The organism is Hungatella effluvii (assembly GCF_003201875.1).
GTDB classification, from domain to species: Bacteria; Bacillota; Clostridia; order Lachnospirales; family Lachnospiraceae; genus Hungatella; species Hungatella effluvii.
The window spans coordinates 22,250-38,267 of record NZ_QJKD01000013.1 but is presented as its reverse complement, the minus strand read 5'-3'; the positions used below and the strand labels follow the sequence as shown (position 1 = coordinate 38,267).

Genomic DNA, 16,018 nt, shown 5'->3' with positions numbered 1-16,018 from the left:
ATGTCAAACACAAAAAAAGCAGGCAGCCAGGCGCTGCCAAATAAGCCGAAAAGGCTGACTGACACGAATTTGCTGCTTCTCATTACGATCGTGGTTTTCCTTGTCATGTATATCGGAGCCATGATATTTCTGAAAAAGGGGTTTTTAAAGCCTCAGACGTTTTTTAATATTCTGAATGCGAATGCAGCGCTCATCATTACCTCCTGCGGCATGAGCCTTGTTATGATCACCGGCGGAATCGATATCTCCGTGGGAGGCGTCGTCGCACTGGTCAGCATGAGCTGCGCCGTATACCTGGATTATCACGGAGGCAGTGTCTTTGCCTCCCTGCTGATTGCGCTGGGAATCGGTCTGGCATTCGGCGCGGTACAGGGCTTTCTCGTGGCCTATCTGGATATCCAGCCGTTTATCGTCTCACTGGCGGGGATGTTCTTTGCCAGAGGCATGACGACGATTGTTCATACGGCTCCGTTTAATGTGGCCAATGAAGGCTTTGCAGCCTTGAAAGATACGCGGATCAATGTACCCGGACTCGGAACGGTAAACAAGCTGGGAAAATACATTAACGCCTATGTGGAAATCGGCGTGATCGTCGCCGTTCTGGTGGTGATTATCCTGTTCTGTATCCTGAAATGGACGAAGGCAGGGCGGAATTTTTACGCGGTGGGCGGCAGCAGGCAGAGCGCTCTGATGCTTGGAATCAATGTGAAGAAGACCAGATTTCTGGCGCATTTGCTCTGCGGCCTTCTGGCGGGGATCGGCGGTTACGTCTATTTCCTGCACGTAGGCTCCGGATCGGCCTCCCATGCCATGGGCATGGAGATGAACGCAATCGCGTCATCCATCATCGGCGGAACGCTTCTGACAGGCGGCGTCGGCAATATCGCCGGTACGTTTGTCGGCGTGCTGTCACTCAGCACGATTCAAAATATCGTTTCCTCCATCGGCCTCGATCAGGCGTGGTGGACGGGAATTACCGTGGCCGCCATGCTGTGCCTGTTTTTGGTGGTGCAGAGTATGATTATGGCGCGGAAGAAGAAAAGAGTATAAGGAAGAAGTGGATGACAATCCCCCGGTCCGGGTGTTCGGACCGGGGGATTGGTGTGTGTGGAACTCTTCTGTCAGCACGGTCTGTCACATTTCTCAATACATTTAAGCAGACACTCCATTTCCCGAATCCCATTCTGCTGCGACACGATAATGGACTGGATAATCGGCTTCAGCTCCTGGCAGATTGGAAACTGCAGGGCATTCCGTGACATTTGGATGGCGCCTCTGTGATGGGGAATCATTTCACGAATAAAATTCGCATTGATATCATTTGTGGAACATGCATTTCTCATATCATCAAACATAGTCTGTGTAATTTGCTTATAGTGACAAAGGAAAAGTTCAATTTTCTGCGGCGGGTTGCAGAACATCTGACAGCGGTTCTGGATTGCCTCCATATTCTCAATGCTCTTATTCTGTTCTTCAATGATATTTAACGCAATTTCCTGCAGTGGTACCAGGGTGGTGTAATGCAGGAGATTACAGGACATCTCGATTGCTGCCTTGTGGTGGGGAATCATCTGAACAATAAAGTTATAGGAAATACTGTTGCTCAGTTGGGCACTGTTCATCTGCTGTATCATTTGGTCCAGTATGTTGTTAAAGCAGGTTAAGTATTTGTCTGTTACGATGCTTAGCTGTTCTTGTCTCATCATTATTTACGCCTCCAGTTCTATATAGGGTATGCAGAGGGGCAGGCGGTTGATATAGAATCAGATGCATATTCTGATTGCAAACATACGTTCGATATGGTATGATGGTAAAAACAGCGTTATATCCAGATGTCCTCAAGAATGGAGTATGCCGGAATTAACACCGAATAGAAAAAGGGCAGACACGGTCACGCATCTGTCTTAAAATTATGGTATAGTGGGAAAAGAGGTGCTGCTATGCATGCGTGGGAATCCATACAAAAGACTTTAAACTATATCGAGGAACATATTGGCGAGGAAATCCAGATCGAGGAGTTGGCGGATCTTGCCGGACTGTCGTTGTTTTACTATCAGAGGCTGTTCGCGCGGCTGGTGAAGAAGCCGGTGCGGGAATACGTCAAACTGCGGCGTTTGGCCCGGGCATGCGAGTCTCTGAGAAACAAAGAAAACAGCATCTTGAATGTTGCAGTGGAATTCGGCTTCGGCGGTCGTGAGACTTTCACACGGGCATTCAAAGACACCTATGGCATCACACCGGCGCAATACCGGGACAAGCCTGTCGGCCTGATGAATTATGACAAGCCTGATCTTTCCCTGAATTACAGGATGGTAGACGAAGGTGTGCCCTTAATCGGCGAAGGGTTAGTGTTGGAATATAACCGAAGGACCCTAAAGGAGCCTGTCAACTTCCTTGGTGTTGTCGGATATTACTCCTTTTCAAAAGGGAAGATGATGGGTGAAAGGACAGGAGTAGATGAATCCGACGCCATTTGGAAACAGTTTTTCGATGCCCTGAAAGACATTCCGCATATACCCGGCGGCCTGATACTCGGTGTCTCTTATCACGGCGATGCGCCGGATGGGTATTCGACTTATTTCATCGGGGTAGAACCGTGTGAAGAGGATTCCCGTTTTGTAAGCTGGCAGCTGCCTGCGAGAGAATATGTCGTCTGTTCATTTGAGGCTGATAATCCCAAACAGCTGATGGCCTCTATGGGAAAGATGATGAAATTTACCAGGGGCTGGCTGAAAAGCCATGGGTTGATTGCTGACGGCTTTTTCCCGGAGATGTATGATCATCATACGCCTGAAATGGCATATATGGAGATGTGGATTCCGTTCAGAGCGCGGAATGGCAGTGAATGAATCATGGCTAAAGCTGTGAATGATTTTAATAAAGATGATGAGTTGCCGGTTTTGTGAGTTTCACGAACGATAAATTTAACAGGAGGAGTTAAACAATGAGCAGATATGAAGAGGGAATAAAATTAATAGAAGAGAGCTGCGGCAATGGAAAAGATAATATTATTGCGCTTTCGACCGTAGTAATGGAACCAAATGCTGACGGAATGCCCAGTTCCTGTGTTCGTGATGTGGATGCTTATTATGAAGATGGAGTGTTCTATATTACGACATGGGCGAAGTCAAATAAAATGCTTCAGATCGCTCAGAATAAAGAGACTGCATTTGCTGTTTGCTTCGAGGGGATTTACGGACATGGGATTGGTGAAAATCTTGGCTGGGTGCTGGATCCGAAGAATGCGGAACTGAGAGTGAAACTTCGCCGGGCATTTGCCGACTGGTACGATCAGGCAAACGATGAAAAAGACGAGAGCTGTGTTATTCTGGCGATCCGCATTACTCGTGCCAGAATCATGAGAGACCACGGCGCGGTGCGTTATAATTTGGATTTCGTGAAGAAGACAGAGGCGGAAGACGGGATAATCGGATAAGCAATATATGGATAATGCGATAGTATCAGGCGGACCTTGATTCTATTGTATTATCCATATTCCCATCAGTCTATCATTCCCAAACGACGTTTAAAAACCAACATCCTAAGTTCCAGTTTCCTATCTATAACTAATCATGGAATACAGATTTATCACAATCATCGCAGCCGCAAAGATAAGAAATATTCCGTTGACAGCCCTAACGGCCCTGGAAGAGGTTTTCTTAATAAAACAGATCAGAAAAACGATCCACGCGATATATGCAATAAAAATGATTCCGCGGTTACGAATGAACAGCGACAAAAGAAAAAGCAGATTTATAACAGTCATTGATTTCTCCGAGCTCAAAGCAGTTTTAATCTTATCGTTCATAGAGGTACCTCCCTGTATATTTGCCAATAGTATCGTGTTTTTCCTTTTTATTAAATTATTTTGTATTTTATTTCATTCTACGTTCTCAAAACAATTCTGTCAAACGCCAATATTCCGTTTCAGGGTTTTATCAGGTTGTTATTTTTGACAGGCACCTATGAAATATGATTTTAAACCTTCCCCTCCAACTACCCATATACAAGTTTTATAGAATCAATAAAATCTGCCGTCGCGTCAGGAGCTGTTTGCAGAATATGCGATTCAATCATTGACATAGGCGTCTGGAGGAATGGTTTGACATACCGGCAGGCATATACTAGAATTAATTTATGAAGCAGCATGCACCCGATTGCGGCATAAATGTTTGCTGACAGACCGCTGCCGACAGGAGGATACCGCTATGAATCAATCACTTTGGATCTTTGTTATCGTAGTATCAGCCATTTCACTGATAGGCTCAGCACTTGTTGTAATCTATTTCTACAGACTTGTCAAGAGTCGGGAAGATCATACCGGGATGCCGCAGGAAGAAAAGAGTACCGGGAAGAAATGGGGATATTTTCTTCTGTGGAGTTTGTTTTACTGCGCCATCGGGGCGATTATGATGGTTCAGTATGAGCGCGGTATGGCAGACCGGGAATGGGGAGATATCTTTTTTGTCCTGGTACCTGTTGTATTTATGTTGATTGGATCAGCCATGGGGCGTAAGGCCGCTAAGAGGCGCAGATTCGCCACCGCCGTGACCACTGCCGTCGTGGTGGACAAAGAACCGCGGGGCAGCAGCCAGAACAGAACGTACGCCCCCGTATATGAGTTTTACGCAGAAGGCGCTAAACACAGAATTACTTCGGAATCCAGCACCAACAGCAGCTTTGGGAGCGGCTTTCTTTCTGTTTCTGTTGGGGAGGAAGTAGAGCTTTATTATATTCCCGGGCGTCCGGATAAGATTTATGTGCCAAAAGAACAGAGAGGGACCTGGTTTTTCGTATGGATCTTCCGGTTTATCGGAGTTGGCTTCCCTGTCATTGCATTGTCAGGACCATTCCTGAGGGGCTGGATGAAGTGACAATACCGGCCGCAACTGCTTTGAAACTCCATTGGTGGCCGGTTATTCCGGCAGCAGCCCCGGCAGCTGGTCAGCCCGGATGCTTTGAGGGAAGCGGAAGAGATTGCATGGATCATACCGTTTCTTGATTTCAACTAACCGCTCTTTATTCTCTCCATAGTAAGCGTCCATGTAGTGATCTGTATATAGATACGGGAAATTAATATACGAACCTGTGGTTAAGGAATGCAAATATGGAAAGCGTGCCGCCATCCATGCCTGATTCTCCGCTTCGAAGAAGCAGTCTTCCCATACCGTTTCGATTCCGATGATAAAGTCGGAATTTCTGTAATAGAATGCGGTTTCGCAGGGATTTACAGCTCTGACTTTGCCGCCCATGGCGTAGAGAGCCACGGAAGCATAGGAGGCCCCGCGCGCTCTGGTCTTGATGAGGCTGAGGAGCGATATAATCTGGCTGTCTGAAAAGTCCGCATACGCGAAGCGTCCTGCAAACTGAAACGTTTCAGAAGCCGGGTAAATCGAAGCGTCAATTTCGGTGGCTTCCCAAAAAGTGACATAGCGAAACGAAACCTCTGCCCCGTAGATATCGAGAAATGGCTGAACCGCAGCCTCCGCTTCGTCCGGTGTTCCATAGAAGAAGCCACGCAGGAATATGCCCATCCCGTCCCGTGCAGAATTAAAAATGCGGCTGTTGGGAGTGAAACGAATTTCGCCGCCTGTGGTCCAAGCCTGCCATGTCTGAAAGAATTGGAGCGCGGTTAAATCGTCGATCCGGGAATATTCTATATCCACATAGGTGACATGAGAGACTACAGGTGTAAGGCGGTAACTCAGTGATGTCACGACGCCGAAGTTCCCGCCTCCCCCGCCCCGCAGAGCCCAGAAAAGGTCGGGATGAGACGCTTCACTGGCAGTAATCAGCCTGCCGGAGGCATCGATGAGTTCTGCTTCCACAAGGCTGTCACAGGCCAGTCCATACATTCTGGAGGAATGTCCCCAGCCGCCTCCCTGAGTCAGGCCGACTGCATTTACGGTAGGGCAAGTACCGCTGGGAAATGGATAGCCGTATTGTTTCAAGAAATGGTAAAGTTCTCTGTTGGAGACACCGCCGCCGATTTTGAGCGTTCCGGTGCTGTCAAGCTGAATCCCTTTTAAAGGACTGGTATCAACCGTCATCTTACCATTACCGATGCAGTATCCTTCATAATTATGTCCGCCGGATCTCACTCGGATTTCCTGCTTCTGCCTGGCGCCATAACAAACTGCCCGTGCCGCCTCATCATCATTCCTGCAATAGATGATGGAGGAGGGACATTTTTGTATGGAGCGGTTAAAGATCTGCCTCGCCGATTCGTAGGACGGACAGTACGGCAGAATAATTCTGCTGCATAGATCTGTATTCATCATAGCATCCTTTTGCCGGCTGCTGTTCGCAGTTCGGGACAACGTTGTTTTATAATACAGTATGCGGGTGGAGGAGGGGAGGTTCTGATGGCGGTGTGTAAGAAATGATGGAATCATGTATGCGGAAAAGATTAATTAGTTCCGTCTTTTTGAATATGGTTGAATTGTGAATTATTCTATTGTACAATTAGCTACAATATGAAAGCTTTTTGAAACAACACATGACAAGGAGCAGCTAATGACATTAAATGAAGTAGGCAAGATGGCCGGCGTTTCAAGAATGACGGTATCCAGATATTTTAATGGTGGATATGTCGGCGAGGAAAGCAGGGCGAAAATAGAAAAGATAGTACAGGAAACGGGATTCAGGCCGAGTGCACAGGCAAAAGCGCTGAAGACGAGGAAGACGGAGACGATCGGCGTTATGATCTCCTCTCTGGATTCTGCGCTCCTGGTAAATGTGATCAATTTGCTGCATGCCAGCATGGAAGCAGCAGGATATCAGATTCTGATCATGCGTTACCTACAGTCCAAGCAGCTCTTGATCCAGCAGATTAGAAATCTGATTGCAAAGGGCGTGGATGGTCTGATTGTTTCTTTGGTAGTGGCAGATGACGAGATAAAAAAAGAATTGGAATTATGTCCTGTTCCAGTAGTCTGCTTTGGTCCTATGGGGCTGGAGGGTATCAGTAGTGTGATTCATGATGACAACAGCGGCCTGGCGTTGATTGTGGATGAGCTGGTAAAACGTGGACACAAAGAAATCGGCTGCCTGGGACCGGATTTTGATTCACAGATGTCAAGTGTTCGTATCTCTGCCATACAGTGTGAAATGAAACGTAAGGGGCTGCCTGTTCGAAAAGACTGGTTTCTTCAATGCAGGGACGATACAGCAACACATTACGAGATAGGGAGGCGCCTGGCGGCAGAGGTGATCAGCCTGTCTTCCATGCCAACTGCCATGATTGCATTATCCGACCAGATTGCAATCGGAGCACTTGCAGTATTAGCAAAAGCCGGAGTTAAGGTTCCCGTACAGTTGGCGATCACCGGATATGGTAACATCGATGTGGGAAGCTTTCTGAATCCTGCATTGACAACGGTTGATATGAACTTACAAGAAATAGTAGACAAAATAACCTTCCTTCTTTTGGAACAAATTAACAAAAATCAAAAAATTGTAGAAAAAGTCCATGTAAAACCTTTACTGATTGTGCGTGAAAGTATATAATAAAAAACACAAGACATGTGAACGTTCACATATAGACCATAACGGGAGTAAATCCGACTCCCGTTTCATTTAAAAATATGTGTGAACGATCACATAAAAAAGGAGGAAAACATGAAAGGTAAGAGCTTGAAAAAGAAAGCAGTGCTGTTGTTGGTGAGTCTGATCATTATGATCGGTTCTGCATGGGGAGCACAAGGGATTGAGTCACAGTTTGGTAATGTCAGTGTGAAACGGATTTATTTTAATAATGATGATGGGTATCGGATGAGTGGAATCCTTTACCAGCCGGTAAATGCGACTTCGGAAAATCCGGCGCCGGCAATTGTTACATCACATGGAAACAACGGGTACACGGCAGCAATGACATCATATAATGTGGAATTGTCGAGACGCGGCTACGTAGTTCTCGCACTGGAGATGGAAGGCCATGGCAGAAGCGAATACGTACCGGATGAACTGGGTGATGGGAGTTATGGAGGAATTGCAGCGGCCGAATATCTGATGAACCTGGATTTTGTCGACCATTCTCAATTAGGAGGGACAGGGCATTCCAAGGGGGCGAATGCAGCGGTCGGTATGGCTAAGAAGTATCCGGATAGTGTAAAGGGAATCTTATTAAACGGTTATATCAGTCCTTCCATTACAGGCGGCGGACTGGACGAGTCTCTGACCCATACCAATGTGGCACTAAATATGTCACGTTACGATGAATGTGGTCAGGACCTGCTGCATCATGTGATGGGAACAGAATGGAATTACGATTATTTGAGAAATAAAGAAGTGGCAGCCGCTTTGTTTTCAGAGACCTGGGGCGGGGCAGAGATCCTGAATCTTGTAAACGTGGGGTGCGGCAGCTGGGAGGATGGAACAAAACGTATTTTCTATACCATAGAAGACTGCACGCATGTGACTACCGTAAACAGCAAAAATGCAGTTAAAAATGGACTTGATTTTTTTATGAAATCCATGAAGGCGCCAGTTCCCATTGACAGCTCCAATCAGGTCTGGGGATTGAGATTTTTATTCGGTACAACGGAGATTATAGGATTTGTTATGTTGTTTTTATCCCTGGCGAATCTTCTTTTCCTGTGGAAACCTTTCGAGAGTCTAGAACAGAGGGAGACATCCGGGACTGCTGTTATGACTGGAACGCGCAGCATATGGTACAGGATCTGCTTTATTACTTTATTTACAGTGATACCGGTTCTTACGTTTGTGCCCTGCTATGTATATGGGGAAAACCGGGTGAAACAGTCTGCATTGTTCCCCTTTAATCCCAGCTCCTTTGGTTATTTAATCTGGACAGTGGCTAATGCGCTCTGTATGCTGGTGATCTTTATTATCTGGCATTTTGCCTATGGAAAGAAACACGGCGGAAATATGGAAGTCTATGGCTGGAAGGTAGGGAAAAATGCCTCTGAAACGGCAGTATACATAGGAAAAGCTGCTCTATATGCGGTATGTCTGATTGTACCGGTTTTTGTGATTATGGCTGTCACGGAAAAGGTTTTTACTGTTGAAGCTGCCTCGTGGATATTTAATATCAGAACGTTTTCACTTGGCAGACTGGTTTATCTGATTCAGTATTTTATTCCGTTCTTTGTTAGCTTTTTAATTGGAAGTATTGCATTTTCGGCGATTTTAAGAGATGATAGTATGGAGGAGAACGGCAGAAAACAGATGGTTAAGAACCAGATGATCGGTATCCTGCAGGCAGTCGGCGGGCTGACAATCATGTATATCATATGGAATATGGTTTATTTTGTATCGGGAAAACCGTCCTTCCTTTACAGGGAGACTCCGTATGTGATGGGAAACGCAGGCTTTATGTGTATTTGCTTCTCGTTGATACCGATGTTTGGAATAAATGCGATTCTTTCCACCCATATGAGTGTGAAAACAAAACGAATCTGGACAGGTGCTTTTGTATGCGCGCTGTTTATTGTCTGGATTACGTTTGCAGGGCAGAGTATGGCATTACCCAGCACTCAGAGTGCGGTAGGAGCATTAGCCGGTTAAAATTATGAAAACTGTAAAAAAGTGCGGTAGGGTATGGACAGCGGCGGCAGTACTGATGCTCTATTTTACAAGTGTTGTCAATCAGCTGCTAAGCTTTGTCCTGCCGCTGCAGTTTGAAAAAATGGATTTTCGTATTGCTGCATTGGGACTGCAGTTAAGCTTTTTTTCAGCAGGGGCCCTGTTTTCCAGAGTCCTGCTGCTAAATTTGATTCGTGAAGAGAATATGAAAAAGTTTGCAGCGTTTGGTCTTGGATTGATGGCAGTGGCATGCAGCGGTTTCCTGTTGTTTACGGAAGCCGTTCCCGCCATGCTGTGCAGAATTCTTCAGGGCACTGCTTTCGGTATTGCCAGTTCGGCGGTACCGTCAGTTGCAATGAGATTCATCGAAACGCCGGAAAAGTCCGTGGGACTGATAGGAATTGCTTCGATTATGGCGTCCCTTACTGGCCCGTATCTGGCGCTGGAAATCGTGAAGCGCAGTCCGGAGAACGGGTTCAGGCTGGTATGCCTTTTGGCAGTATTAGCCGCTATGGCTGGTTTTCTCCTGTGTATGTGGATACCTGCAGCAGAAAACGGGGAAAATGCAGTTGAAAAACAAAAGAAAGGTCTACCTGGAAAGACAGCTGTGTACCTTTTTTTTACGGCTTCTTTTCTGATTTTGTGTAACTGCTACATGGCATTGCTTACTGTTTTTGCAGATAGTGAAGGCAAACTGAAGGATGTGGTCGTCTTTTTGGTGGCTTCTTCGCTTTCTTCCATACTAATCAGAACAGGTCTAAAAGAGGTCATGAAGACCCAGAGGAGACTGCATGGGCTTCTGTTTTTTGGAGCAGTACTTTACTGTGCAGCAATGTTGTGGGTAGGTAAGACACCAGGACGCAGTTCATTTCTTGCCGGCGGCACCGCTGTGGGGTTATTTTCCGGGATTATGATGTCCTGTGCTCATCTGGATATTTTAAGGCTGGATGATAAGGATTCGGCTCACGCAAACACACTTTTTTACTGTGTACAGGATATTGCCAACATTTTATGTGGAGTTTTATGGGCATTAGCCGCATCCTGGCTAGGGTACGGCATGAGCTTTGTATGGAGCGGTGTGGGGATATTAGTTATCTGTGGGGTATATATTCTTTTTAGAAAGAAAGTGGTACTTCGAAAATAACAGGGCTGTGAACTGCAACTAACAGGTCGAAGAAGAGAGTATAAATTCTCAGGACTTATTGTAAACACCTCCGTAATTGTGTAAAATAGTAATATACAGGAATCAGCATATCTATTTTCTGAAAGGCTAGTACTGCGTTGCGCAATTAACTGTGATAAAACACCCGCTATCTACGCCAGAGCCGCGCCTGCAAAGCTAGTCGTAGAGCCCACTGCGCCGTCGCTTTGCAGACACGCCTCTGACGCAGATATCAGGCATTTTATTCACAATTAATTACGCAATGCAGTACCAGGTGACACACTGAGGCAGAGCAAAGAATACAAAAAGGAGGGGCTATGTGGAATTATACCAAATGTACGGCAAAGGACAGAATCGAAAAGTTGAACAGGCTGACAGATGCTTTCCATGAGGAGGCGGACTGTCTGGAATACCTGTCAGAAGTACAGAACTGTATTAACAGCACACAGACAACCATGGTATTGCTGCAGGATCTGGATGCCAATATCATGATAGAAATGGACTATGTTCCGGTTAATAACTATTCGTTTCATGTGGTTTGTATTGGAGAAAACGGCATAAAGACACAGGAAAGGCCATGTAAAAATATTGAGCAGGCGGTGCGGCAGTTTTTAGCGAATATCAGTTGAGCGGTTAACTTATTATATATACCATCTGCCAGTTCCAGGTTCTTACATCGGAAGCTGTCATAAAAAATGGAGCTGCTCAGGATCAAAATAGAAAAAGCTGTCCGATTAAGGGCAGCTTTTTCTATTTTCTTATCTAAGAAAAACATCTGAATAATTCTCTCATATATGATATAATTATTCCAATAATTTCCATAAAATACCCCAGGTATTTGTTTTAATGCATGTTTCAAGAATAATTATTTTAAACAATGGTACGCTACATACAAAAATCATAGTTTAAAATGTACAATATGTATAAATTATGTAATTAAAAATATATAAATATTGACAAATGCAGCAGACAAGAATATAATTATATACATAAAAGAAATAATTATTTAACGATATATAATAATTATTTCTCGAGTAACTTCTGCTGCTGGAAAGGATGCGTTTATGAGTAATATTAAAGATGTGGCAGCATTAGCCGGAGTATCTGTTCCTACTGTTTACAAAGCCTACAGCAATACGTATTTTACCAGCCCTGAGATCAGGGAAAAAGTATATGCAGCTGCGAAAGAACTGGGATACGTACCGAAGACGGTAAACAGAACAGGGGGAAAGGAAAGTAAAAGGACAGTGGCGTTGTTTTTAGATGAGATTGTGAACCCGTTTTACAGTGCCATGGTGAGGGAGACCTCCAAGGAACTGGAACATAAGGGATACCAGCTTGCTGTTATGTACAACAGCAACAGTGCATCTGTGGAACGGGAGAACTTTGAAGCAGCCATTGCTCATAAGTATGACGGCATTATTTTCGTGCCGTCTCCTGAGGGGGACGGGGAGCTGATAAAACAGCTGAACGCAAAGCGGTTTCCACTGCTTCAGCTGTTTCGGACAGTTTACCCCGATCTGGACACACTGCTGATTGATGATGAGCTGGGAACGTACCTGGCTGTGAAGCACCTTCTTCAAAGTGGCCATAAGAAGATCATGCTGATCAGTAAGACTAATCCGGCTCTTGTCAAGCGGGAGGTTGGATACGCAAGGGCATTTGAAGAGGAAAGACTGGAAATGGATAATGAATGCCTGTACCTTATGAGCTATGCGGACTGCGCCAAAGAGATGATCAAGGAAAAGATTCACGCGGTGCAGCCCACTGCAATTCTGTCGGTTGGAGAATCCACCAGCATCAACGTCATCCAGGCGCTTTCCGAGATGAATTTGTCCATACCGGACGATATCAGCTTCATTATTTATGATGATCTGCCCTGGACAGCGGTTTACGGCATCACTACAGTGGCACATTCTTACGAGTCCATCGGCAGGCTCATAGCAGAGATGATTGACGGCCAGTTCAACAAAAGGGAAAACGGATCAGGAGAGCAGCCTGCAAGGCTGGTGCTGGACCCGCGGCTGGTAGCGAGAAAATCGGTAAAAATACTGCTGTGATTATGCCTGTCAAATTATTTGGAGGTATTTTATGAAGAAGAGGTATTGGAAGAAAGTTATGGTATTGGGGTTGACTGTATCATCAGCATTTTTGTTTGCAGGCTGCGGAAAGGGAAATGAGGCAGCAGGTACAACAGCGGAGCAGTCTTCCGCAGCAAATCAGGCGACTGCAGAGGCGTCACCTAAAAGCAAGACAGAGGAAGGCAGTGCCGGAAACGATGGAGCAGCAGAGAAAGCTTATAAATTTGTGTTTGCTGAGCACGTAGCGAATGTAGAGGAACAGGCACCTCAGGTATATGCCGTGGTACAGGCATATATGAAGGAACATCCGAACGTAACGATCGAACTGCAGGGGACCGCCTCTGACGATCAGATACGTAATATTAAGATGGCGGCACAGAATGGTTCACTTCCTGAACTGTTCTGGATGGAGCAGGGCGGAGCGGTAGAGATGGCAAATGCGGGATATCTGGCCGATTTATCGAAAGAAATTAATTCTGATCAGGCGTTCATGGATGGCTTTCTTCCGGGGATGCTGGATTCTCTGAAGATTGATGGCAAGATTTACGGCATTCCCTGTGAGCTTCAGTCCAATGGCATATGGCTGAACAAAGCTTTATTTGATCAGTACGGTCTGGAACTGCCTGTGACTTATGAGGACTTTATCCACTGTGCTGAAGTGTTCCGCTCAAACGATATTATCCCAATGGCACAGGGCGCCAAAGATACCTTCACTGCATGGGCGTTTGAAAATATGCACTGCAGATACGGTTTTTTCGACCATATAGACGACATTATCGCAGGAACGGATCAATGGCAGAATGATGATTACTTAAAGTTTTACAACAGGCTTGCAGACATGCGCGATAAGGGCGTATTCCCTGATAATGTGACTACCATGAGTTATGATCAGTCTGTGGAAGCCTTTATGGGGGGGAAGGCGGCTATGCTCAACTCCGGTGTATGGGATACCAAGAAATTCGATCAGAGTGATCTGGCCGGATCCATCTACTACTGGTGGGGACCAACGTTCAGTGACGGGATTGGCAATCAGAATGTATCCATGAAGGCACCTGCTCATCCTTACTGCGTTTCCGCTAAAGTACAGAAAGAGGATCCGGAATTGTACGCGGTCATCGTAGATTTCCTGAAGTTTTATTATGGGGAGCAGGGAACCGGGATTATTGCGAGAGATAATCAGAGTATTCCGGTTACAAAATATGACGGTGAGATCGACAAGGAGAAATACCCTGTATTTGCAAGGGTTATGGAAAAGATGAATGATGACTGGGAAAGCCCGGCGGCGTGCCCTGATATGTATATCCCTGGTCAGCTTATCAATCAATACAGGGAGAGCATGATCGGTGTAATTAACGGAATCTATACACCGGAAGAGGCCCTCAGCTATATGGACGAACAGCAGAGCACAATCCAGTAACAATTTTTGGCGCTGCCAGTCATGGCAGCGCCATTTCTGACTCAAAAGGAGAGACGGTATGCATTGGTTCAGTACCAAAAAGACAAAAATACTGATGATTGCACCGGCAGTAATTCTATTTCTGCTGTATATCATTATTCCGGTCTTCATGGCGTTTTATTATGGATTTACTAATTTTACGGGAATTGGAAAGCCTGAGTTTTTAGGTTTACGGAACTACATAACGCTGTTTTCAGATAAGATATTTTATATTGCTTTGAAAAATACGGGACTTGTCCTGGCGATGTCTCTGCTTCTCATAGTTCCCTGCTCCTTTGGATTATCATTGCTGTTTGCCAGGAAGATGCGGGGCGGAAAGCTGGTAAAAGCCTTTTGTTTTTCCCCGAATATTATCAGTCCCATATTAATTGGCCTGATCTGGGTGTTCATTCTGGATCCCAAGATTGGACTTATCAACGCATTTCTACGGTATATTGGCGTGTCTGCCCAGCCGGAATGGATTGGAGGGAAAACCCTGACACCATACTGTGTAGGCGCTATTTTCCTCTGGCAGACTCTGGGCTATAACGCCACCATATTTCTGGCAGGTATTAAAATGGTGCCGCAGGAACTATATGAGGCGTCGGAAATTGACGGTGCAGGGAAGATGCAGCAGCTGATCTATATCACATTTCCTATGATCAGGCAGACCATTATTATAGTTATGCTTCTGGTGATTACAGGCTGTTTCAAAATATTCGAGGTCGTCTATCAGTTGACTGGCGGCGGTCCGAACCACATGTCGGATCTGCTGGTGACTTATATGTATTATTCCACATTCACATCCTCCCGGTATGGATATGGTATGAGCATAGCATCGGTGACATTTCTGATTTCTGCTCTGTTTGCGGTTATCTATCTCTATGTCACGAGAGAACAGGTAGGAGAGGAGGAGTAAACTGCCATGTTGGACGAAAAAAAGAAAAAAAGGATTGGAGCGGCAGCATTGTCTGCGGTTACTGTATTAATTACAGCGGTGCTCATGATTCCATTCCTCTGGCTGGTGGTGCTGGCCTTTAAGACGAATACTCAGATTATGAATGAGCCGTTTGCGCTGCCTGAGTCGATGAACTGGGGCAATTTCAAGAACGCACTTGCTATTCTGCCTCTTGGAAGTATGTATAAGAATACGATTATTATCGTGGCCTTTACCCAGATACTCTGTCTGGTGGTGACTTTTATGTGTTCTTTCGCATTGACCAGACTGAAATTTCGCAGCAGGAAGCTTCAAAACGGAATTTATTTATTCTTGTTGTCGGGTCTTATGATTCCCACCTATATTTTGCTGTTCCCGATTTACAGAATAAATATTGCCCTGAAAATTGTTAATACGTATCTGTCTGTCATACTGCCTCTGGCGGCCTCATCCGTTTCTTTTAATACGCTGTTGTTTGTCGGTTTCTTAAAAGGATTTTCCAGGGATATAGAGGAGGCGGCTATTATTGACGGCTGCAGCCTGATGAAGCTTTGTACGTATATTACCATTCCCTTAATCAAGCCAGTCCTGGCTACAGTTACCGTATTCAATGTGCTCTATGTATGGAATGAATTCCCGTTGGAAGTTACCCTGATCCAGAATCCAGCCATGCGTACAATTTCCATGGGTGTTTCCATGTTCCGTGGAAAATACAGCATTGATTATGGCGGACTTGTAGCAGGAGCTCTGCTTATCCTTGTACCTCAGCTGATATTCTACGGATTTTTCCAAAAGTACGTGGTGGGAGGTCTGACTGCTGGAGCGGTTAAGGGCTGAATGCATAAAAAATCTTATAA

Annotated in this window: 14 protein-coding genes; 12 read left to right on the top strand and 2 right to left on the bottom strand. The window is 45.4% G+C overall.

Annotated elements, in window-relative coordinates:
• A complete protein-coding gene (locus DFR60_RS21485; RefSeq protein WP_002600235.1) occupies positions 1-1,050 on the top strand; it encodes an ABC transporter permease subunit in 1,050 nt (349 codons plus the stop codon).
• A 71-nt stretch (positions 1,051-1,121) separates the two neighbouring features.
• On the opposite strand, the gene DFR60_RS21480 is transcribed toward DFR60_RS21485, so the two are convergent.
• Complete coding sequence (locus DFR60_RS21480) at positions 1,122-1,706, bottom strand: DUF305 domain-containing protein (RefSeq protein WP_207659563.1); 585 nt, start codon at positions 1,704-1,706, stop codon at positions 1,122-1,124.
• A gap of 234 nt (positions 1,707-1,940) precedes the next feature.
• On the opposite strand from DFR60_RS21480, the gene DFR60_RS21475 reads away from it, so the two are divergent.
• The 3 genes from DFR60_RS21475 to DFR60_RS21460 all read left to right on the top strand — a co-directional run bounded on the left by DFR60_RS21475 (position 1,941) and on the right by DFR60_RS21460 (position 4,874).
• Positions 1,941-2,849, top strand: a complete 909-nt coding sequence (locus DFR60_RS21475; protein ID WP_110324731.1) for an AraC family transcriptional regulator — start codon at positions 1,941-1,943, stop codon at positions 2,847-2,849.
• Between the two features lie 95 nt (positions 2,850-2,944).
• A complete protein-coding gene (locus tag DFR60_RS21470; RefSeq protein WP_110324730.1) occupies positions 2,945-3,436 on the top strand; it encodes a pyridoxamine 5'-phosphate oxidase family protein in 492 nt (163 codons plus the stop codon).
• Positions 3,437-4,208: 772 nt separating this feature from the next.
• Positions 4,209-4,874, top strand: coding sequence for a DUF3592 domain-containing protein (locus DFR60_RS21460; RefSeq protein WP_110324729.1), 666 nt, complete (start codon positions 4,209-4,211; stop codon positions 4,872-4,874).
• Between the two features lie 42 nt (positions 4,875-4,916).
• Here DFR60_RS21460 and DFR60_RS21455 read toward each other — a convergent pair whose 3' ends face one another.
• Positions 4,917-6,281: an FAD-binding oxidoreductase gene (locus tag DFR60_RS21455; RefSeq protein ID WP_167437672.1), complete on the bottom strand. Its 1,365-nt coding sequence runs from the start codon at positions 6,279-6,281 to the stop codon at positions 4,917-4,919.
• A gap of 235 nt (positions 6,282-6,516) precedes the next feature.
• On the opposite strand from DFR60_RS21455, the gene DFR60_RS21450 reads away from it, so the two are divergent.
• From DFR60_RS21450 to DFR60_RS21415, 8 genes are all read left to right on the top strand, one after another.
• Complete coding sequence (locus tag DFR60_RS21450) at positions 6,517-7,509, top strand: LacI family DNA-binding transcriptional regulator (RefSeq protein ID WP_110324727.1); 993 nt, start codon at positions 6,517-6,519, stop codon at positions 7,507-7,509.
• A 111-nt stretch (positions 7,510-7,620) separates the two neighbouring features.
• Positions 7,621-9,528, top strand: coding sequence for an alpha/beta hydrolase (locus DFR60_RS21445; protein ID WP_110324726.1), 1,908 nt, complete (start codon positions 7,621-7,623; stop codon positions 9,526-9,528).
• Positions 9,529-9,532: 4 nt separating this feature from the next.
• Positions 9,533-10,690, top strand: coding sequence for an MFS transporter (locus DFR60_RS21440; protein ID WP_110324725.1), 1,158 nt, complete (start codon positions 9,533-9,535; stop codon positions 10,688-10,690).
• Positions 10,691-11,025: 335 nt separating this feature from the next.
• Positions 11,026-11,337, top strand: a complete 312-nt coding sequence (locus DFR60_RS21435; protein WP_110324724.1) for a hypothetical protein — start codon at positions 11,026-11,028, stop codon at positions 11,335-11,337.
• A 435-nt stretch (positions 11,338-11,772) separates the two neighbouring features.
• A complete protein-coding gene (locus DFR60_RS21430) occupies positions 11,773-12,768 on the top strand; it encodes a LacI family DNA-binding transcriptional regulator (protein ID WP_110324723.1) in 996 nt (331 codons plus the stop codon).
• Positions 12,769-12,799: 31 nt separating this feature from the next.
• Positions 12,800-14,206, top strand: coding sequence for an ABC transporter substrate-binding protein (locus DFR60_RS21425; RefSeq protein WP_110324722.1), 1,407 nt, complete (start codon positions 12,800-12,802; stop codon positions 14,204-14,206).
• A 58-nt stretch (positions 14,207-14,264) separates the two neighbouring features.
• Positions 14,265-15,143: a carbohydrate ABC transporter permease gene (locus DFR60_RS21420; protein WP_110324721.1), complete on the top strand. Its 879-nt coding sequence runs from the start codon at positions 14,265-14,267 to the stop codon at positions 15,141-15,143.
• 6 nt (positions 15,144-15,149) lie between these two features.
• Positions 15,150-15,998, top strand: coding sequence for a carbohydrate ABC transporter permease (locus DFR60_RS21415; protein ID WP_110324720.1), 849 nt, complete (start codon positions 15,150-15,152; stop codon positions 15,996-15,998).
• Positions 15,999-16,018: the final 20 nt, after the last annotated feature.

Bases quoted from the DNA above. Each gene is read 5' to 3' on its own strand.
- DFR60_RS21425 (WP_110324722.1), top strand. From the start codon at position 12,800: ATGAAGAAGAGGTATTGGAAGAAAGTTATGGTATTGGGGTTGACTGTA.
- DFR60_RS21435 (WP_110324724.1), top strand. From the start codon at position 11,026: ATGTGGAATTATACCAAATGTACGGCAAAGGACAGAATCGAAAAGTTG.
- DFR60_RS21480 (WP_207659563.1), bottom strand. From the start codon at position 1,706: ATGATGAGACAAGAACAGCTAAGCATCGTAACAGACAAATACTTAACC.
- DFR60_RS21485 (WP_002600235.1), top strand. From the start codon at position 1: ATGTCAAACACAAAAAAAGCAGGCAGCCAGGCGCTGCCAAATAAGCCG.
- DFR60_RS21455 (WP_167437672.1), bottom strand. From the start codon at position 6,281: ATGATGAATACAGATCTATGCAGCAGAATTATTCTGCCGTACTGTCCG.
- DFR60_RS21475 (WP_110324731.1), top strand. From the start codon at position 1,941: ATGCATGCGTGGGAATCCATACAAAAGACTTTAAACTATATCGAGGAA.
- DFR60_RS21445 (WP_110324726.1), top strand. From the start codon at position 7,621: ATGAAAGGTAAGAGCTTGAAAAAGAAAGCAGTGCTGTTGTTGGTGAGT.
- DFR60_RS21440 (WP_110324725.1), top strand. From the start codon at position 9,533: ATGAAAACTGTAAAAAAGTGCGGTAGGGTATGGACAGCGGCGGCAGTA.
- DFR60_RS21430 (WP_110324723.1), top strand. From the start codon at position 11,773: ATGAGTAATATTAAAGATGTGGCAGCATTAGCCGGAGTATCTGTTCCT.
- DFR60_RS21420 (WP_110324721.1), top strand. From the start codon at position 14,265: ATGCATTGGTTCAGTACCAAAAAGACAAAAATACTGATGATTGCACCG.
- DFR60_RS21470 (WP_110324730.1), top strand. From the start codon at position 2,945: ATGAGCAGATATGAAGAGGGAATAAAATTAATAGAAGAGAGCTGCGGC.
- DFR60_RS21415 (WP_110324720.1), top strand. From the start codon at position 15,150: ATGTTGGACGAAAAAAAGAAAAAAAGGATTGGAGCGGCAGCATTGTCT.
- DFR60_RS21460 (WP_110324729.1), top strand. From the start codon at position 4,209: ATGAATCAATCACTTTGGATCTTTGTTATCGTAGTATCAGCCATTTCA.
- DFR60_RS21450 (WP_110324727.1), top strand. From the start codon at position 6,517: ATGACATTAAATGAAGTAGGCAAGATGGCCGGCGTTTCAAGAATGACG.